This is a genomic window from Aeromonas sanarellii, assembly GCF_000820085.1.
GTDB lineage: Bacteria > Pseudomonadota > Gammaproteobacteria > Enterobacterales > Aeromonadaceae > Aeromonas > Aeromonas sanarellii.
The window spans coordinates 12931-33134 of record NZ_CDBN01000015.1 but is presented as its reverse complement, the minus strand read 5'-3'; the positions used below and the strand labels follow the sequence as shown (position 1 = coordinate 33134).

15 protein-coding genes are annotated in these 20204 nt (G+C 63.4%); all 15 read left to right on the top strand.

Features of this window, described 5'->3' with window-relative positions:
* Positions 1-72 precede the first annotated feature (72 nt).
* The 15 genes from uppS to cadB all read left to right on the top strand — a co-directional run bounded on the left by uppS (position 73) and on the right by cadB (position 20182).
* Positions 73-849: a polyprenyl diphosphate synthase gene (gene uppS / locus BN1132_RS02490; RefSeq protein WP_042074715.1), complete on the top strand. Its 777-nt coding sequence runs from the start codon at positions 73-75 to the stop codon at positions 847-849.
* Positions 850-876: 27 nt separating this feature from the next.
* Positions 877-1734: a phosphatidate cytidylyltransferase gene (locus tag BN1132_RS02485; RefSeq protein WP_042074712.1), complete on the top strand. Its 858-nt coding sequence runs from the start codon at positions 877-879 to the stop codon at positions 1732-1734.
* Between the two features lie 67 nt (positions 1735-1801).
* Positions 1802-2998: a 1-deoxy-D-xylulose-5-phosphate reductoisomerase gene (gene ispC / locus BN1132_RS02480; protein WP_042074710.1), complete on the top strand. Its 1197-nt coding sequence runs from the start codon at positions 1802-1804 to the stop codon at positions 2996-2998.
* 73 nt (positions 2999-3071) lie between these two features.
* Positions 3072-4424 (top strand): sigma E protease regulator RseP, encoded by a 1353-nt coding sequence (gene rseP / locus BN1132_RS02475; protein WP_042074707.1) that lies wholly within the window; start codon positions 3072-3074, stop codon positions 4422-4424.
* 34 nt (positions 4425-4458) lie between these two features.
* The gene (gene bamA / locus BN1132_RS02470; protein ID WP_042074704.1) at positions 4459-6882 is read left to right on the top strand and encodes an outer membrane protein assembly factor BamA; all 2424 of its coding nucleotides are present in this window, start codon (positions 4459-4461) and stop codon (positions 6880-6882) included.
* Between the two features lie 148 nt (positions 6883-7030).
* Positions 7031-7543, top strand: a complete 513-nt coding sequence (locus BN1132_RS02465; protein WP_042074703.1) for an OmpH/Skp family outer membrane protein — start codon at positions 7031-7033, stop codon at positions 7541-7543.
* Between the two features lie 3 nt (positions 7544-7546).
* Positions 7547-8566, top strand: coding sequence for a UDP-3-O-(3-hydroxymyristoyl)glucosamine N-acyltransferase (gene lpxD / locus BN1132_RS02460; RefSeq protein ID WP_042075018.1), 1020 nt, complete (start codon positions 7547-7549; stop codon positions 8564-8566).
* Between the two features lie 24 nt (positions 8567-8590).
* Positions 8591-9052, top strand: a complete 462-nt coding sequence (fabZ, locus tag BN1132_RS02455; RefSeq protein WP_010673414.1) for a 3-hydroxyacyl-ACP dehydratase FabZ — start codon at positions 8591-8593, stop codon at positions 9050-9052.
* A 2-nt stretch (positions 9053-9054) separates the two neighbouring features.
* Positions 9055-9846 (top strand): acyl-ACP--UDP-N-acetylglucosamine O-acyltransferase, encoded by a 792-nt coding sequence (lpxA, locus tag BN1132_RS02450; RefSeq protein WP_084202557.1) that lies wholly within the window; start codon positions 9055-9057, stop codon positions 9844-9846.
* Entirely contained in the window at positions 9839-10978 is a 1140-nt protein-coding gene (gene lpxB, locus BN1132_RS02445) for a lipid-A-disaccharide synthase (protein WP_042074702.1), read from the top strand. Before lpxA ends, lpxB begins: the two co-directional genes overlap by 8 nt.
* An 80-nt stretch (positions 10979-11058) precedes the next feature.
* Positions 11059-11649: a ribonuclease HII gene (gene rnhB, locus BN1132_RS02440; protein ID WP_042074699.1), complete on the top strand. Its 591-nt coding sequence runs from the start codon at positions 11059-11061 to the stop codon at positions 11647-11649.
* Between the two features lie 53 nt (positions 11650-11702).
* On the top strand, positions 11703-15182 hold the full coding sequence (dnaE, locus tag BN1132_RS02435) for a DNA polymerase III subunit alpha (protein WP_042075016.1): 3480 nt from the start codon (positions 11703-11705) through the stop codon (positions 15180-15182).
* A gap of 16 nt (positions 15183-15198) precedes the next feature.
* Entirely contained in the window at positions 15199-16149 is a 951-nt protein-coding gene (accA, locus tag BN1132_RS02430; protein WP_042074697.1) for an acetyl-CoA carboxylase carboxyl transferase subunit alpha, read from the top strand.
* Positions 16150-16518: 369 nt separating this feature from the next.
* Positions 16519-18027: a lysine decarboxylation/transport transcriptional activator CadC gene (gene cadC, locus BN1132_RS02425; RefSeq protein ID WP_042074696.1), complete on the top strand. Its 1509-nt coding sequence runs from the start codon at positions 16519-16521 to the stop codon at positions 18025-18027.
* A gap of 820 nt (positions 18028-18847) precedes the next feature.
* The gene (gene cadB, locus BN1132_RS02420) at positions 18848-20182 is read left to right on the top strand and encodes a cadaverine/lysine antiporter (RefSeq protein ID WP_042074694.1); all 1335 of its coding nucleotides are present in this window, start codon (positions 18848-18850) and stop codon (positions 20180-20182) included.
* Positions 20183-20204 lie beyond the last annotated feature (22 nt).

The window sequence follows — 20204 nt, the reverse complement described above, 5'->3', positions numbered from 1 at the left end:
GCCTCCGACAGGTATATTACGAGCGCCGTGTAGTGCCCCTGCACGGCGCTTTTGTCTTTGTGGGAGAAATGAATGTCGCTTTTGGCAGCGCTGGGCGATAGCGCCAGCTCGTCCTTGCCCCGTCACGTCGCCATCATCATGGATGGCAACGGTCGCTGGGCTCAGAACCGTGGCAAGATGCGGGTCTCTGGCCACAAGGCGGGCGTGAAATCCGTGCGTGAGGCCGTCTCCTTTGCCGCCCGTGCCAAGATGGAGGCGCTGACCCTGTTTGCGTTCTCCAGTGAAAACTGGCGCCGCCCCGAGGGGGAGGTCAATGCGCTCATGGAGCTCTTCATGACGGTGTTGGGGCGTGAGGTGAGCAAGCTGCACAGCAACGGCATCCGTCTCAAGGTCATTGGCGATACCGCCCGCTTCAGCGAGCGGCTGCAGGCCAGGATCGCCAAGGCCGAGGCCCTGACCGCCAACAACCGGGGGATGACCCTCAACATCGCCGCCAACTATGGCGGCCAGTGGGACATCGCCCAGGCGGCCCGCAAGCTGGCCCGTGCCGTGGCCGCCGGCGAGCTGGATGCCGAGGCGGTCGATGAGGCCGCGCTGGCGCGCGAGGTCTGCATGGCCGACCTGCCGCCGGTGGATCTGCTGATCCGCACCGGCGGGGACCATCGCATCAGCAACTTCGTGCTGTGGCAGCTTGCCTATGCTGAACTCTATTTTACCCCGGTCCTGTGGCCCGATTTCGACGAGGCCGAGTTCAGTGGGGCGGTTGCCTCCTTCGTTGCTCGCGAGCGTCGCTTCGGCTGTACGGGCGAACAGATCCGGGAACTGATCGCCGCGCAACAGACCGGCTAAACCCCGCTCCCAAGAGAGAGGTTTCTTTTGCTAAAACAACGAATTATTACCGCATTACTGTTAGTGCCCCTGGTGTTGGGGGCGCTGTTTTTCCTGCCATTGAAATTCTTTGCCCTGCTCGCCGCCCTGGTCTTTCTGCTGGCCAGCCGCGAGTGGAGCGCCTTCGTGACCGCCCAGCCGCAGCAATGGCTGCCGGTGGTGTTCTGTCTGCTGCTGGGGGCCAGCCTGTTCTGGGTGCCGGTAGAGCAGCTCTGGATCCCTCAACTGCACCCACTGGTGATGGGCGTGCTCTGGACCGCGGTCAGCTGGTGGCTGCTGGGGCTGCTGCTGGTGCTGCGCTACCCGCAGAGCGCCAAGCTGTGGCGAGAGTCCGTCTGGCTCAAGTCCCTGTTCGGCCTGGTGACCCTGGTGCCCTTCTTCTGGTCCCTGGTGGCCATCCGGGGCTACAACTTCTACCACGACCCCATGATGGGGGCCTGGATACTGCTGTTCGTGATGGGACTGGTCTGGGCGGCAGATTCTGGCGCATATTTTTTCGGCAAGGCGTTCGGCAAACACAAGCTGGCGCCGGCCGTCAGCCCGGGCAAGACCATAGAGGGCATGCTGGGCGGCCTGTTCACCGCGAGCCTTCTGGCCATCGGCGTCACCTGGTTCATGGGCTTCGTGCCGGCCAAGATGGCGGCCGTGCTGATCTGCTCCCTGCTGGCGGTGCTCGCCTCCGTACTCGGCGATCTCACCGAGAGCATGTTCAAGCGTGAAGCGGGCATCAAGGATTCCGGCACCCTGCTGCCGGGCCACGGCGGCATCCTCGATCGCATCGACAGCCTGACGGCGGCCCTGCCCGTGTTCCTGCTCAGCTACCTGTTGCTCGGTCAGGAGTTTTGATGCCCCGCGCGCTGATGATCCCGGGAGCGTCCCGCTCCATCAGTCTGTTACCCATTCAGGAGTCTTGATGCATAACCTGGTGATCCTGGGAGCGTCCGGCTCCATCGGTCAGAGCACCCTCAAGGTACTGCGGCACAATCCTGGGCGCTGGCAGGTGCTGGCGCTGACGGCGGCTCGCAGCGTGGAGGCCATGCTGCGCGACTGCCTCGAATTCTCTCCCCGCTTCGCCGTCATGGTGGACGAAGGCGCAGCCAGCGATCTGGCGGGCAGGCTCAAGGCCCATGGCTCTGCGACCCGGGTGCTCAGTGGCCAGGCGGCCCTGTGCGAGGTGGCGTCCCACCCCGAGGCCCACAGCGTGATGGCGGCCATCGTCGGCGCGGCGGGTCTGGCGCCCACCATGGCCGCGGTGCGGGCCGGCAAGCGCATCCTGCTGGCCAACAAGGAGGCGCTGGTCATGTCGGGCGCCTTCTTCATGGAGGCGGTGCGCCAGCACGGCGCCGAGCTGCTGCCCATCGACAGCGAACACAACGCCATCTTCCAGTGCCTGCCCGAGGCCATCCAGCGCCAGCCGGGCTTCTGCGATCTGGCCGCGGCTGGCATCAGCAAGATACTGTTGACCGGCTCGGGCGGTCCGTTCCGCTACACGGAGATCGGCGAGCTGGCCAAGGTCACCCCTGCCCAGGCGGTGGCCCATCCTAACTGGTCCATGGGGGCCAAGATCTCGGTGGACTCCGCCACCATGATCAACAAGGGGCTGGAGTACATAGAGGCGCGCTGGCTGTTCAACGCGGCGCCCGAGCAGATCCAGGTGGTGATCCACCCCCAGTCGGTCATCCACTCCATGGTGCAGTACAAAGACGGCTCCGTGCTGGCCCAGCTCGGCAACCCCGACATGTGCACCCCCATCGCCCACGCCTTGGCTTATCCGGCTCGCATCGAGTCCAGTGTGGAACCTTTGGATTTCTTCAGTGTCGGAGAGTTCAGCTTCATTCGCCCCGACTACGAGCGCTATCCTTGCTTGCGGCTGGCCATCGCTGCCTGCCAGCAGGGGCAGGGGGCTACTACCTCCCTCAATGCCGCCAACGAGGAGGCCGTCGCGGCTTTTCTTGCAGAGCGGATTGGATTTATGGATATTGCCAGAGTCAACGAATCCGTCATGAGCGCGCTGGGCACGAGTGCCGCAGGCTCCCTGGAGGATCTCATTGCCCTGGATGGTGCGGCCCGTGTCCGTGCCCAGCAACTGATAAAGGAGCTTGCCGTATGAACGGACTGTGGTGGCCAGGTGCCTCTCTCCATGCTCTGCGCAGGACTGGTCATGACCTCGAGGTGCGTGGCTGATGGGAACCCTGCTGTGGAACATAGGCGCCTTCATCGTCGCCCTCGGGCTCCTGGTAGCGGTCCATGAATTCGGCCACTTCTGGGTCGCCCGTCGCTGTGGCGTCAAGGTGGAGCGTTTCTCCATCGGCTTTGGCAAGGCGATCTGGCGCCGGCTCGGCAAGGATGGCACCGAATACGTGCTGGCGCTCATTCCCCTGGGTGGCTACGTCAAGATGCTGGACGGCCGGGTCGACGATCTCAAGCCGGGTGAGGAGCAGTACGCCTTCAACCACAAGAGCGTCTGGGCACGGATGGCCATCGTCGCGGCCGGCCCCATGGCCAACTTCGTGTTTGCCCTGTTCGCCTTCTGGCTGATGTTCATGATCGGCGTCCCGAGCGTCAAACCTGTGGTGGGCGAGGTGCGCCCCGCCTCCATCGTCGCCCAGGCCGGCATCGAACCGGGCATGGAGATAGTCGGCGTCGGTGGCGAGGAGACAGGTGACTGGGAAAGCGTGACCTATGCCCTCATCAGCCACCTGGGGGACGATTCGGTCCAGCTCAAGCTCAAGGCGGCCCACACCAGCTATGCGGTGGACAAGACGCTGCAGCTCGCCGGCTGGCAGTTCGATCCGGACAAGGAGTCCCCCATCGGCAGCCTGGGGATAGTGCCGCTGGGCGGCAAGGTGCTGCCCGTGGTCGAGGCCGTGGTGCCATCGAGCGCCAGCGAGAAGGCCGGCCTGCTGGTTGGGGATCGCATCAAGGGCGTCGATGGCCAAGCCATCACCGAATGGGCCCAGTTTGTCGAGCGGGTGCAGCAATCCCCGGAGCAGCCACTGCAGGTGACGGTGGAGCGGGCGGGCAGCGATCTGACCCTGACCCTGACCCCGGATGTGAAGAAGGTGAGAGGCCAGCTGGTCGGTTTCGTCGGCCTGTCGCCGCAACTGGTTCCATTACCGGATGAGTATCGAACTCTGTTACAGTATGGGCCTTTGCAAGCCCTGTGGCATGGGGTCCAGAAGACCTGGAGCCTGATCACCCTGACCTTCGACATGATTGGCAAGCTGATCGGTGGCATCGTCTCCCTGGACAATCTGAGCGGCCCCATCTCCATCGCCAAGGGGGCCGGCAGCAGCGCCGATTACGGGTTGGTCTATTTCCTGGGGTTCCTGGCGCTCATCAGCGTCAACCTGGGGATCATCAATCTGTTCCCCCTGCCGGTTCTCGATGGTGGCCACCTGGTCTATTTCCTCATCGAGGCGATCACCGGCAAGCCGGTACCGGAAAAAATTCAGGAAGTTGGGTTCAGGATAGGCGCCGCCATTCTGATGTTACTGATGGGCATTGCGCTGTTTAATGATTTCGCTCGCCTCTGAGGCCAGAGCATCAACAAGGACACATAAGAACAAAATGGCTGTTAAAAAAGCATTGGTGTTGAGTTGCCTGCTGGGGGCCAGCTTCCTGGCTCAGGCTGCCCCGGCCTCTTTTGTGGTGCAAGACATTCAGGTCGAGGGTCTGCAGCGGGTGACCCTGGGTGCCGCCCTGTTGAATCTGCCGGTGCGGGTCGGTGACTCCGTCGACTCCGTGGCCCTGGCGAACGCCATCAAGAAGCTCTATGCCTCCGGCAACTTCGAGGACGTCAAGGTCTATCGTGACGGCCAGGTGCTGCAGGTTGTGGTGAAGGAACGCCCGACCATCTCCAGCATCGAGTTCTCCGGTAACAAGGACATCAAGGAGGAGCAGCTGACCCAGAGCCTGGAGTCCTCCGGCATCCGGGTCGGTGATCCCCTGGATCGCACCGTGCTGAGCTCCCTCGAGAAGGGACTGGAAGATTTCTACTACGGCGTGGGCAAGTACTCCGCCAAGGTCAAGGCCATCGTCACTCCGCTGCCGCGCAACCGGGTCGACCTCAAGTTCACCTTCGTGGAAGGGGAAGCGGCGAAGATCCAGCAGATCAACATCGTCGGCAACCAGGTGTTCCCGGAAGAGAAGCTGCTGGCCCAGCTCTCCCTCAAGGACGACGTGCCCTGGTGGAACTTCACCGGCGATCAGCGCTATCAGAAGCAGAAGCTGGCCGGCGACATCGAAGTGCTGCGCTCCTACTACATGGACCGCGGCTACATCCGCTTCGCCCAGGAGTCCACCCAGGTCTCCATGACCCCGGACAAGAAGGGGGTCTACGTCACCCTCAACATCAAGGAAGGGGACCAGTACAAGGTCTCAGGCGTCCAGCTCAAGGGCGACCTCATCGATCGCGGCGGCGAGATGAAGGGGCTGATCCCCATCGAGGCCGGCAGCGTCTATTCCGCGAGCCAGGTGACCCACACCGAAGAGGTGCTCTCCAAGTTCCTCGGCCGTTACGGCTACGCCTATCCCAAAGTCGTCACCTTCCCCCAGATCAATGACGAGACCAAGGAAGTCGAGCTCATCGTCAACGTGGAGCCGGGCCCCCGGGTCTACGTGCGCAACATCAACTTCAGCGGCAATGTCACCACCAAGGACGAAGTGCTGCGTCGCGAGATGCGCCAGATGGAGGGCACCTGGCTCTCCTCCGACAACGTCGAGCAGTCCAAGACCCGTCTCAACCGCCTCGGCTTCTTCGAAACCGCAGAAGTGGATACCAAGCGGGTGCCCGGCAGCGACGACCAGGTCGATCTCGACTTCAAGGTGAAGGAGCAGCCCGCGGGGTCCATCAACGCCGGTATCGGCTATGGCACCGAATCGGGTCTGAGCCTGCAGGCGGGTCTGCAGCAGGACAACTTCATGGGGACCGGCAAGAAGATCGGCATCAACGCCAGCACCAACGACTACTCGAAGAACATCGATCTGAGCTACAACGATCCCTACTTCACCGTCGATGGGGTCAGCCTGGGCGGCCGTCTCTACTACAACAAGTTCAGCGCGGCCGATGCCAACATCGTCGACTACGAGAACACCACCATCGGCTTCCGTCTCTCCAGCGGCTTCCCGGTCAACGAGAACAACCGTCTCGACTTCAGCCTGGGCTACGAGAACAACAAGCTCTCCCAGCCCAACCCCTATGTGCAGGTGGATGAGTTCTGGAAGGTCTATCAGGCCAACCTGGACGGCGACAACCGCATGGTGTTCAACACCGTCGACGTCACCGCCGGCTGGACCCGTTCCACCCTCAACAAGGGCCAGTTCCCGACCGCCGGTGACCGTCAGCGGGTGAACGCCAAGGTGACGGTACCTGGCATGGATCTGCAGTACTTCAAGCTCAACGCCGAAGACTCCCACTACTTCCCGTTCGATGCGGATCACCAGTGGGTGATGCTGGCCAAGGCCCGCGCCTCCTATGGCAACGGCTACGGCAGCAACGGCGACTACGACCATGTGCTGCCGTTCTTCGAGAACTACTATGCCGGTGGCTTCGACACCCTGCGCGGCTTCAAGAGCAACACCGTGGGTCCGAAGGCGCTCTATTACTACAACCTGGGCGGCAACGACGTCATCCAGGGCACTGACAGCTCGGTGGGCGGCAATGCCCTGGCGGTGGCGTCCCTCGAGATGATAGTGCCGACGCCGTTCGCCTCGGAAAGCTACCAGCCCCAGCTGCGGACCAGCTTCTTCGTCGATGCGGGTACCGTGTGGGACACCACCTTCGAATATGGCCAGTACCAGAACCGTTGCTTCAGCGGCTGCAACTATCTGATGGACTACTCCGACCCCACCAACATCCGGGTGTCGACCGGTCTGTCGCTGCAGTGGCTCTCTCCCATGGGGCCCCTGGTGTTCGTGCTGGCGAAACCGATCAAGAAATACGAAGGGGACGACACCGAAGTCTTCTCCTTCAACATCGGCCGTACCTTCTAATCGGGTCGGACGACCCCCGCTGCGGCGGGGGAGAAGCATGATGGGTCGCGCGGTGTGCGTGCCTCACCAGGTAACAAGACGGTCTTGTGGATCGCTTGCACAATCAGGTAAATCAGGTAGCCCTCGACCGAGGGACCAAGGAGTAAGTGTGAATAAAGCGTTGAAAGTAGCTGGTTTGAGTTTTGCACTGATGGCTGCCGGCATGGGCTCCGCCTGGGCTGAGACCAAGATTGCCGTGGTCGACATGGGCGAAGTCTTCCAGAAGCTGCCCCAGCGTGAAGCCGTTGCCAAGAAGCTGAAAGGTGAATTCGAGCCGCGCATGCGCGAGCTGCAGAAGCTGGAATCCGATGGTCAGGCGCTGGTCGAGAAGTTCAAGAAGGACGAAGCCTTCATGAGCGCCGAGCAGAAGAAGCAGAGCCAGGAGAAGCTGGCCAAGCTGCAGATGGAGTTCAACCAGAAGCGTCAGGCGTTCGAGCAGGACAACGGCCGTCGTCAGGCGGAAGAGCGCAACAAGATCCTGACCAAGGTACAGGCTGCCATCGATGCCATCGCCAAGAGCAATGGCTACGATCTGGTGCTGGAGCGCAACGCCGCGCCCTATGCCGCCAGCAAGCTGGACATCTCCGGCCAGGTTATCTCTCAGGTTAGCAAGAGCAACTAATTGATGGCATTCACTCTCGCACAGCTGGCCCAGCAACTGGGGGCCGAGGTCCATGGGGATGGGACCCGGGAAATTCGCAAGGTCGCGACACTGGAAAAAGCCGGGGAGGGGGAGATCGCCTTCCTGTCCAACAAGAAGTACCGGCATTTCCTGGAGCAGAGCAAGGCGACCGCCGTGCTCATCACCGAAGCGGACCTGCCGTTTTGTCCCACCAATGCCCTGGTGCTCAAGGACCCCTACGTGGGCTTTGCCCGGGTAGCCCAACTGCTGGACACCACGCCGCAGCCGGCCATGGATATCCATCCGAGCGCCGTCATCGCGGCGGACGTGCAACTGGGCGAGAGAGTGGCCATCGGCGCCAATGCGGTCATCGAATCCGGCGTGGTGCTGGGGGATGATGTCCGCATCGGTCCTGGCTGTTTCGTTGGCCAGAACACCCGACTGGGAGCACGCTCCCGGTTGTGGGCCAACGTCACCCTCTATCACAACGTGACCCTGGGCACGGACTGTCTGGTGCAAGCCGGGACCGTGATCGGGGCCGACGGTTTCGGTTATGCCAACGAGCGTGGCGAGTGGATCAAGATCCCCCAGCTCGGTGGCGTGACCATAGGCAACCGGGTCGAGATCGGTGCCTGCACCACCATCGACCGCGGTGCGCTGGAAGATACCCGCATCGCCGACAACGTCATCATCGACAACCAGTGCCAGATCGCCCACAACGTCGAGATCGGCTACGGCACCGCCGTGGCGGGCTCCACCGTGATGGCCGGTAGTCTCAAGGTCGGCAAATACTGTATCATTGGCGGCGCCTCCGTCTTCAACGGGCACATGGAGATCTGCGACCAGGCCACCGTCACCGGCATGGCCATGGTGATGCGACCCATCACGGAGCCCGGTATCTACTCTTCCGGCATCCCCCTGCAAACCAATAAAGAGTGGCGCAAGACCGCCGCCCGGGTGATGCGTATCGAAGAGATGCACAAGCGGTTGAGCCGACTTGAGAAAAAGCTGGATCAAGAATAATCACGATTGGTATAGGGTACTGTTTTGACTACTGAAAAGAAGAGCCTGGGCATCCAGGAAATCATGGATCTGCTGCCCCACCGTTATCCCTTCCTGATGGTGGACAAGGTGGAAAACTACGAGATCAGCGATGAGCGCAAGACCCTGCGCGCCATCAAGAACGTCTCGTTCAACGAGCCGATCTTCCAGGGCCACTTCCCGGCCAAGCCGGTGTTCCCCGGCGTGCTGATCCTGGAGGCCATGGCCCAGGCGACCGGTATCCTGGCCTTTACCATGGTGGGCAAGCCGTCCCCCAACGAGCTCTACTATTTCGCCTCCATCGACAACGCCCGCTTCAAGCGCCCGGTCGGCCCTGGCGATCAGCTGGTGCTGGACGTAGAGTTTCTGAAGGAGCGCCGCGGCATTGCCAAGTTCACCGGTGTCGCCACCGTCGACGGTGAAGTGGTCTGTACCGCCGAACTGATGTGCGCCAAACGCGAGGTGTAACCGTGATCGACCAGACTGCCATCATCCACGACACCGCCATCGTCCATGAGTCTGCCGTCATCGGCAAAGGGGTCGAGATCGGTCCCTTCACCGTCATCGGTGCCGACGTGGAAATCGGCGACAACACCTGGGTGAGCTCCCATGTGGTGATCAAGGGGCCGACCAGGATAGGTCGCGGCAACAAGATCTTCCAGCACACCTCCATCGGTGAGGATTGCCAGGACAAGAAGTACGCCGGCGAGCGCACCTTCCTCGAGATTGGCGACAACAACGTGTTTCGCGAGAACTGCACCGTGCACCGCGGCACCACCCAGGATCAGAGCCTGACCAAGGTGGGCAGCGGCAACCTGTTCATGGTCAACGTCCACGTGGCCCACGACTGCATCATCGGTGACAACTGCATCTTCGCCAACAACGCCACCCTGGCGGGCCACGTGCACATCGGTGACTTCGTGATCTTCGGCGGTCTGTCTGCCATTCACCAGTTCGGTCGCGTCGGCTCCCACGCCTTCGTCGGTGGCTGCGCCGCCCTGAACAAGGACGTGCCGCCCTACGTGATGGCGGCCGGCAACTATGCCAAGCCGTTCGGGGTCAACTCCGAGGGGCTGCGTCGTCGCGGCTTCAGCGCCGAGGCGATCTCCGCCGTCAAGCGTGCCTACAAGGAGATCTTCCGCTCCGGCAAGACCATCGAAGAGGTGCTGCCGGTGCTGAGCGAGATGGCCCAGGCCGAGCCTGCCATCCAGCTTTATGTGGATTTCCTCAAGGACAACGAGCGCGGGATCATCCGTGCCTAAGCCCATCCGCATCGGCATCGTCGCCGGAGAGACCTCCGGCGACATCCTGGCCGCAGGGCTGGTGCGCGAGCTGCAGCGTCGCTACCCCGACGCGCAGTTTGAAGGGATCGCCGGGCCGCGCATGCAGGCCCTGGGCGTCAAGGCGCTGTTCGAGATGGAGGAGCTCTCCGTCATGGGCATCGCCGAGGTGCTGGGACGTCTGCCCCGCATCCTGCAGGTGCGCCGCGAGCTGCTGCGCCACTTCATTGCCAATCCTCCCGACATCTTCGTCGGTGTGGATGCGCCGGATTTCAATATCGGGGTGGAGCTGAAACTGCGCCGCGCCGGTATCAAGACGGTCCACTACGTCAGCCCCTCGGTCTGGGCCTGGCGTCAGGGCCGCATTCACAAGATCAAGGCCGCCACCGACATGGTGCTCGCCTTCCTGCCGTTCGAGAAAGCCTTCTACGACCGTTTCGATGCCCCCTGCCGGTTCGTCGGCCACACCATGGCGGACGACATCCCGCTGGTACCGGATCAGGCCGCCGTGCGCAAGGAGCTCGGCATCGATCCCGCCCGCCGCTGGCTGGCGGTGCTGCCTGGCAGCCGGCATGCGGAAGTGGCCTTCATGGCGCCGGTCTTCCTCGAGGCGTGCAAGCACCTGACGGTGCACTGCCCGGATCTCGGCTTCATCGTGCCCCTGGTCAACCAGAAGCGGCGCGAGCAGTTCCTCGCCATCAAGGCCGAGGTGGCGCCGGATCTCGACATGGTGCTGCTGGACGGCCAGGGCCGCGAGGCCATGATCGCCGCCGACGTGGTGATGCTCGCCTCCGGCACAGCCGCGCTGGAAGCCATGCTGGTGAAGAAACCCATGGTGGTGGGCTACAAGCTCAAACCCTTCAGCTACTGGCTGGCCCAGTGGCTGGTGAAGACGGAATACGTCTCCCTGCCCAATCTGCTGGCGGACAGGATGCTGGTGCCCGAACTCATCCAGCACGAGTGCACCCCCTGCAATCTGGTGGAAGAGGTCAGCAAACTGCTGGAGCACGACAACAGCGAGCTCATCGCGACCTTCACCAAGCTGCACGAGAAGATCCGCTGCAATGCCGACGTGAAGGCCGCCGAGGCGGTGGTGGCGCTGCTTGACCGCTAGTTGGGCTGGAATGTGCGCTTTTGGCGTGATGTTGTGCTGATACTGGCCCTGCGGGGCCGGTTTTGATTCAAGGCTGTGAGATGACGATCGATATTCCTCAAGACAAGCTGATTGCCGGGGTGGACGAGGTGGGTCGCGGCCCCCTGGTGGGTGACGTGGTCACCGCCGCGGTGATCCTGGATCCCGCCAACCCGATCGAAGGCCTGGCCGACTCCAAGAAGCTCTCCGAGAAGAAGCGCCTGGCCCTCCATGACGAGATCAAGGCGAAGGCCCTGGCCTGGGCCATCGGTCGCGCCAGCCCGGCGGAGATCGACGAACTCAACATACTGCACGCCACCATGCTGGCGATGCAGCGCGCCGTGGCGGGGCTCTCCGTCCAGCCGGAGCTGGTGTTTATCGACGGCAACCGCTGCCCGTCCCTGCCGATGGAGGCCCGCGCCGTGGTCAAGGGGGACAGCCTGGTGGCCGCCATCAGCGCCGCCTCCATCCTCGCCAAGGTGACCCGCGACGCCGAGATGACCGAGCTGGATGCCCGCCATCCCGAGTACGGCTTCGCCCGCCACAAGGGCTATCCCACCGCCGAGCACCTCGCCATTTTGGCCTCGCGCGGGCCCCTGCCCGAGTACCGGCAGAGCTTCAAGCCGGTGCGCCGCGCCCTGGGGATCGAATAACCCATGCCGATCTGTCTGAACGATTTCTGCTTGCGCAATGAGAGGGCGTGACCATGGCTGATCCCCGCTTCATCCACCTGAGGGTGCACTCCGACTTCTCCATGGTCGACGGCCTGCAGAAGATCGGTCCCATCGTCTCCGCCGCCGCCGCCAACAACATGCCGGCCCTGGCCCTGACGGACCAGATGAACATGTGCGGCCTGGTGCGCTTCTACGGCTCTGCCCACGGCAAGGGGATCAAGCCCCTGGTCGGTGCGGATTTCTGGGTGCAGAGCGATGAGCTCGGGGACGAGCAGTTCCGCCTCACCCTGCTCGCCATGGACAACGACGGCTACCAGAACATCACCCTGCTCATCTCCCGGGGCTATCAGCGTGGCCACGTGCAGGGCCGCCCCGTCATCGACAAGGCCTGGCTGGGCGAGCACGCCAAAGGGGTGATCGTCCTCTCCGGCGGCCGGGAGGGAGACGTGGGCAAGTTCCTGCTCAAGGGCAACCGCCAGATGGTGGAGCAGTGCCTCGCCTTCTACCAGCACCACTTCCCCGACGCCTACTACCTGGAGCTGCTGCGTACCGGTCGCCCAGACGAGGAGGTCTACCTCCATATGGCGGTCGCCCTGGCGACCGAGTTCGAGGTGCCCGTGGTGGCCACGAACGAGGTGGTGTTCCTCGGTGCCGACGACTTCGACGCCCACGAGATCCGGGTTGCCATCCACGACGGCTACACCCTGATGGACAAGCGCCGTCCGCGCCGCTACAGCCCGCAGCAGTACCTGCGCAGCCAGGAGGAGATGTGCGAGCTGTTCGCCGACATCCCGGAGGCCCTGGAGAACACGGTGGAGATCGCCAAGCGCTGCAACGTGACGGTGCGCCTGGGCGAATACTTTCTGCCGAACTTCCCCACCGGTGACATGACCACCGAAGACTTCCTGGTGATGAAGTCAAAAGAGGGCTTGGAGGACAGGCTCGCCTTCCTGTTCCCGGATCCCGCGGTGCGGGCCGAGCGCCGCCCCGAGTATGACGAGCGTCTCGACATCGAGCTCAAGGTGATCAACCAGATGGGCTTCCCGGGTTACTTCCTCATCGTGATGGAGTTTATCCAGTGGTCCAAGGACAACGGCATCCCGGTCGGTCCCGGCCGGGGCTCTGGGGCGGGGTCGCTCGTAGCCTACGCCCTCAAGATCACCGATCTGGACCCGCTGGAATTTGATCTGCTGTTCGAACGCTTCCTGAACCCCGAGCGGGTCTCCATGCCCGACTTCGACGTCGACTTCTGCATGGACCGGCGGGACGAGGTGATCGAGCACGTCTCCGAGATGTACGGTCGGGAGGCGGTCTCCCAGATCATCACCTTCGGCAGCATGGCGGCCAAGGCGGTGGTGCGGGACGTAGGAAGGGTGCTGGGCCACGCCTACGGTTTCGTGGATCGCATCTCCAAGCTCATTCCGCCCGACCCCGGCATGACGCTCGCCAAGGCGTTCGAGGTCGAGCCCAAGCTGCCCGAGCTCTACGAGCAGGACGAGGAGGTCAAGGACCTCATCGACATGGCGAAGAGGCTGGAAGGGGTGGTGCGCAACGCCGGCAAGCACGCCGGTGGCGTGGTCATTGCCCCCACCAGGATCACCGACTTCGCGCCGCTGTATTGCGATGACGAGGGTCACCACCCGGTCACCCAGTTCGACAAGAACGACGTGGAATACGCGGGTCTGGTGAAGTTCGACTTCCTGGGGCTGCGCACCCTCACCATCATCGACTGGGCGCTCGGCATGATTAACCCGCGTCTCGCCAAAGAGGGCAAGCCGCCGGTCGACATCGCCGCCATCCCCATCGACGACAAGAAGTCGTTCGCGCTCTTGCAGCGCTACGAGACGACGGCGGTATTCCAGCTCGAATCCCGCGGCATGAAGGACCTCATCAAGCGGCTGCAACCCGACTGCTTCGAAGACATGATCGCCCTGGTGGCCCTGTTCCGTCCGGGCCCGCTCCAGTCCGGCATGGTGGACAACTTCATCGACCGCAAGCACGGCAACGAGGCCATCTCCTACCCGGACGAGAAGTGGCAGCACGAGAGCCTCAAACCCATACTCGAGCCCACCTACGGCATCATCCTCTACCAGGAGCAGGTGATGCAGATCGCCCAGACCCTGGCGGGCTACACGCTCGGCGGCGCGGACATGCTGCGCCGGGCCATGGGCAAGAAGAAACCCGAGGAGATGGCCAAGCAGCGGGCCGGCTTCGAGGAGGGGGCCGTCAAGAACGGGGTCGACGGCGAGCTGGCGATGAAGATCTTCGATCTGGTGGAGAAGTTCGCGGGCTATGGCTTCAACAAGTCCCACTCCGCCGCCTATGCGCTGGTCTCCTACCAGACGCTCTGGCTCAAGACCCACTTCCCGGCGGAGTTCATGGCGGCGGTCATGACCGCCGACATGGACAACACCGACAAGATAGTGACCCTGGTGGACGAGTGTCAGCGCATGGGGCTGACCGTGATACCGCCTGACGTCAACACCGGCCGCTACCGTTTCAGCGTCAACGAGGACGGCCACATCGTCTACGGCATCGGCGCGGTGAAGGGGGTGGGCGAGGGCCCCATCGAGGCGATCCTGGAGGCGCGGGATCGGGACGGCCCCTTCCGGGATCTGTTCGACTTCTGCAACCGGGTCGACATCAAGAAGCTCAACAAGCGGGTGATGGAGAAGCTGATCCTCTCCGGCGCCATGGACCGCCTCGGCCCCCACCGCGCCGCCCTGATGGCGACCCTGGAGGAGGCGATGCGCGCCGCCGAGCAACACGCCAAAGCACAGGCGGTGGGCCAGGTCGACATGTTCGGCGTGCTCACCGAGGAGATCGACGACGTCAAGAAGGCGTTCGCCAACGTGCCCCACTGGCCCGACAAGGTGTGGCTGGAAGGGGAGCGCGAGACCCTCGGGCTCTACCTGACCGGTCACCCCATCAACCAGTACAGCAGCGAGCTGCGGCGCTACACCTCGGGCCGGCTGTGCGATCTGCATCCCACCTCCCGGGATACGGTGACCACGGCGGCGGGGCTGGTGATCGCGGCCCGCAGCATGGTGACCAAGCGCGGCAACAAGATGGGGATCTTCACCCTGGACGACAGATCCGGCCGTCTGGATGTGACTCTCTTCAGTGAAGCGCTGGAAAAATACGAAGAATTGATGCAAAAAGACCGTATTTTAGTGGTTTCTGGACAGGTCAGCTTTGATGACTTCTCCGGTGGCCTTAAAATGTCGGCCCGCGAATTGCTGGATATCAACGATGCGAGGGAGCGTTTCGCCAGGGCGATCCGCATCTCCCTCGATGAACAACGCATTGACGAGCGCTTTTTCCCGCGTTTGTGCGAGATTTTGGAGCCCGCCCGTGCCGGAGTCTGTCCGGTTCAGGTAAACTATCGTCGCCCCGGCTCCCGGGTGCGATTGACGCTCGGTACCGAGTGGCGGGTGACGCCCACCGATCAACTGATAGATGACTTGCGAGTCCTGCTTGGACGAGAGCGGGTTGAATTGGTTTTTGATTAGAGGATCTATTGTCCCTATGAGTCTTTTTCTGGATTTTGAACAGCCGATCGCCGAATTGCAGGCACAGATCGATGAACTTCGCCATGTGAGCGAGCACAACAGTGCCGTGGATCTGAGCGAGGATATCCGTCGGCTGGAGAAGAAAAACGAAGAGCTGACCAAGAAGATCTTCGGCGATCTGGGGGCCTGGCAGGTGTCCCAGATGGCGCGTCATCCTCAGCGCCCCTACACCCTCGACTACATCGAGCACATCTTCACCGACTTCGACGAGCTGGCCGGCGATCGCGCCTATGCGGATGACAAGGCCATCGTCGGCGGCATCGCCCGCCTCGACGGCGAGCCCGTGATGATCATCGGCCACCAGAAGGGTCGCGAGACCAAGGAGAAGATCAAGCGCAACTTCGGCATGCCGCGCCCGGAAGGGTACCGCAAGGCCCTGCGCCTGATGGAGATGGCCGAGCGCTTCAAGATGCCGATCATCACCTTCATCGACACCCCGGGCGCCTATCCGGGTGTGGGGGCCGAGGAGCGTGGCCAGTCCGAGGCCATCGCCCGCAACCTGAAAGTCATGGCCGGCCTGACCGTGCCCGTGGTCTGCACCGTGATCGGTGAAGGCGGCTCCGGCGGCGCCCTGGCCATCGGTGTGGGCGACCGCGTCAACATGCTGCAGTACTCCACCTACTCCGTCATCTCGCCGGAAGGCTGCGCCTCCATCCTGTGGAAGAGCGCCGACAAGGCGCCGGTGGCCGCGGACGCCATGGGCATCACCGCCCAGCGCCTGAAGGAGCTGAAGCTCATCGATTCCATCGTGGAAGAGCCCCTCGGCGGCGCCCACCGGGATCTGGAGAAGATGGCGAAGAACCTCAAGACCCGCATCAAGCAGGACCTCGACGCCCTGCGCCCGCTGGACAGCGAACAGCTGCTGGAGCAGCGCTACCAGCGTCTGCTGGGTTACGGCTACTGCTAAGCCGTTTCTTCCCGAACGAGACCAAGAGGCCCCCGCTCCGTCGGGGGCCTTTTTGTTGCCGGCAATCCAGTCTCATAGGACTACCGCTTCGGCGGTGAGCTCACCAAAAACCCCTGCGGGATCAAGGCCGCGGCGATTAATCGGCGAAAAAAGTGGGATCCGGCTCCCGTTTTGCTTACAGTGCCTTCCCTTCGCTCCCCGGAGCGAAATGCCCGCAAGGATGCGCCCCAGACGTCGGCAGGCTGGCCCCGCCAGGCTGACTCGCAGAACGCATCATCGCCCCGGCTGTATCGCTTCCCCGTGTCTCTGCGTCCTCGGCTCCTGCCCGTCACTCTCATCGTCACCGTCTTCATCTGCAGTGAGTGAAACATGAGCGAATCGGTTTTTGAGATCCATGACTGGACCCTGAGGGTCGACGACAACATGCTGTGTCGCCCCGAGCGCGAGGTCTACCTCGAGCCCAGGCTGGTCAACCTGCTGCACTTTCTGGCGAGCCACGCCGGCACAGTATTCTGTCGCGACACCCTGATCGACGAGGTGTGGGACGGCGCCGAGGTGACCGATCAGGTGGTCACCCAGTCCATCTTCGAGCTGCGCAAGATCCTGAAAGATGGCCGTCCCGATGCGGCCGACTACATCGCCACCGTCCCCAAGCGCGGCTACAAGCTGGTGGCGCCGGTGCGCCCGCTGCAGGCGGAGTCGGTGCAGTCCGCGCCCGAGGCGAAGGCCCCCGAGGCCGAACCACCGGTGGAGGCAGACGCTCTGGCCCCCGGTTCAGCCCCCTTCCCGGCGGGCCCCCTGACCCGCGCCATCTCGACCCGGGCCAGGGACGGGCACAGCCGCCGGCGGATGATAGGGTTCGACATCTTCGTGGCCCTGCTGCTGGTGACCCTGGTCAGCCTGCTCGGCTACCAGCACACCAGCCCCAGCGTGCACGGCATGCTGGATCCCGAGCTGCTGGTGTTTCGCTTCCACACCGGCATGGACGGCAGCAACGAGAACGTGCGCCTCGCCGACGGCATCACCCGCGCCCTAATGGGGGAGGTGGCCGCCGCCACGACGCTGCGGGTGCAGTACGGCGCCAATACCCTGGTGGGGGGGATACGGCCAGGCAAGGAGCTGAGCGTGCGGGTCTCCCGCCAGCCGGGGGGCACCTACCTGGATCTGGAATACCGCAACATCAACACCAGCCGGGTGCTGTTCAGCCACCAGTACCGGCTCAGCCGCCACAACGTGCACGAGGTGCTAGAGGCCAGCAGCCTGGATCTGCTGCGGGTGCTGGAGCGGCCGGACGTCACGCCCGGGGTGGGCTGGCCCACGGATGACGGGGCGCTGATGGCGCTGATGGAGGCCCACTACTACACCAACAAGCAGGATCAGGTGGCCCTCGGGCGCGGCGTCGAGCTGCTCGACGGGTCGCTGGCGGCCCAGCCGGATCAGCCGCTGCTGCTGGCGGAGCGCTACCTGGCGGGGGAGGCGCTGGCCACCCTGGCCGGGAAGCCCCAGAGCGAGCGGGTGCAGGCGATCGGCACCCATCTGGCCCGGATCGCGGGGGAGCAGGCCGGCTTGCCGGCCCGGGTATGGGAGGCCCTGGCCCTGCAGGCCATACTGAACGGCCAGCCGCAGGAGGCACAGCGTCAGCTGGCCCGGGCCGCCGAGCGGGGGCGCACCGTGCTCTATCACATCTTGCGCGGCAAGCTGGCGGAGCTGGACGGCCGCCCCGAGGCGGCGGGAGACGCCTACAGCCAGGCCTTCCTGATGGAGGCGACCGAGCAGACCTATCTGCTGTGCCAGCGCCTCGGCTTCTACAGCAATATGGAGGCCCTGGCGCCGGCGCTGTTCAACAACCTGGGTCAGAGCAAGGTGAAGCTGTTCTAGCTGGGGGCCAACGCCAGCGCCTCGGTTTCTACGACAGGATGGAGGCCCTGGTGCCGGCGCTGTTCAACAGCCTGGGTCAGAGCAAGGTGAAGCTGTTCTAGCTGGGGGCCAACGCCAGCGCCTCGGCTTCTACAGCAATATGGAGGCCCTGGCGCCGGCGCTGTTCAACAGCCTGGGCCAGAGCAAGGTGAAGCTGTTCTAGCTGGTGCCACCGCCAGCGTCTTGCCGAACACTGGGCTGCCTGCGGGCAGCCCCGGCGACATCCGGCTTCTCCCTGCCGATTCGCTCCCGCCAAAGGCATCTTCCCTCCTTATCTTCCTGATCCGCCCATTCTCTCAATCCCTCAGTTTCTCACCCTCTCACCCTCTCACCCTCAATCCCTCCAACCTTCCCGACCGCCATGTCACCCCGCTTTTGCCAGCCCCGCCGACTCACCGGTTTTGCCTCGGTGCGCGGGTCAAGGCCGGAGACTGGGGCCCAAGCGAGGGAGGTTGGGGACAAGGGGAGGTGGATCTGGGCAGAGAGGGGCCGAAAAGATATCAAGGGATGTTCAGGGGCACTGGCAAGGCGTATCAGGGCGCCATAGGGGCGGGGTGGGGATATCAGGGTTTTATCAAGGTGGCCGGACCGCATGTCGTCAACGTGCTGTTTTTAAAAAGATTTTAAGTCTATCTCCTGGAGGGGAAAGAAATTTCCCTCATGATTTTATCCCTGAGCGGGTCCTTATGTTTTCCGGGGCGCGGGGGCCTAGTCTGTGGCCATTCGCTGGCGGCCTGTCCGCCATTGTCACGAATCGCCCCTTTATCGACCCGGAGAGCTTATGCCCCTAGATTCGAGCAAGAAGATCGGCCTCATCGCCTGTACAGGTGTGGTGGCCGGCAACATGATGGGGAGCGGCATCGCGCTGCTGCCCTCGGCCCTGGCCACTATCGGCTCCATCTCCCTGTTCAGCTGGGCCATCTGCCTGGTGGGCGCCATGGGGCTGGCCTTCGTGTTCGCCCGCCTCGCCACCAAGAACCCGCAGGAGGGCGGCCCCATCGCCTACGCCGGCGAGATCTCCCCCGTGTTCGGCTTCCAGACCGGCGTGCTCTACTACCACGCAAACTGGATAGGCAACCTGGCCATCGCCATTACCGGCGTCTCCTACCTCTCGGTCTTCTTCCCCATCCTCAACGACCCCATTCCGGCGGCCCTGGCCACCATAGCGGCGGTCTGGATCTTCACCTTCGTCAACCTGCTGGGCGGCAGTTGGGTGAGCCGGCTCTGTACTCTGGGGCTGGTGCTGATCCTGCTGCCGGTCGTGGGTACTGCCGTGATGGGGTGGGGCCATTTTGATGCCGCCGTCTACAGCCAGAACTGGAACACCACCAGCGGCAGCGATCTGCATGCGGTCATCAGCGCCGTGCTGATCTGCCTCTGGTCCTTCGTCGGTGTTGAATCTGCCGCCGTCTCCTCCGGCATGGTGAAGAACCCCAAGCGCACCGTACCGCTCGCCACCATGCTGGGTACCGCCATCGCCGGCGTCATCTACATCCTCTCCACCCAGGTGATCGGCGGCATGTTCCCGGCAGGTGAAGTGGCTGCCTCCGGCGCGCCCTTCGCCATGGCGTCCTCCGCCATCTTCGGCGACTGGTCCGCCCCCTTCGTCTCCGCCTTCACCGCCCTGGCCTGCTTCACCTCGCTGGGCTCCTGGATGATGCTGGTGGGGGAGGCGGGCAAGCGCGCCGCCCATGACGGCAACTTCCCGAAAATCTACGGCGAAGTGGACGAGAACGGCGTCGCCAAGAAGGGGCTGATCCTGGGCTCCCTCAAGATGACCGCGCTGATGATCGGCCTGACCGCCTTCACCTCCCAGTCCGCCCACGCGGCCGATCTCTTCAACGTGCTGACCACAGATGCGGTGCTGCTGACCATGCTGCCCTACTTCTACTCCAGCATTAACCTCATTCGCTTCGAGGGCATGACCTCCCGCAGCATGGGCGCCATGATCTTCTCCGGCGTGGCCTGCGTGTTCTGCCTGGTGGCGCTGATGGGGGCCAAGGGCTCCAACCTCACGGCCACCTTCGTGGTGTCGCTCATCATCCTGATGTTCTACGCCAAGAAACAGGGTCTGCGTCAGCACGACTCCCTGCTGAGTGAACAGACCAGCCACTAATCCTCCCTTTTCCATTCCTGCG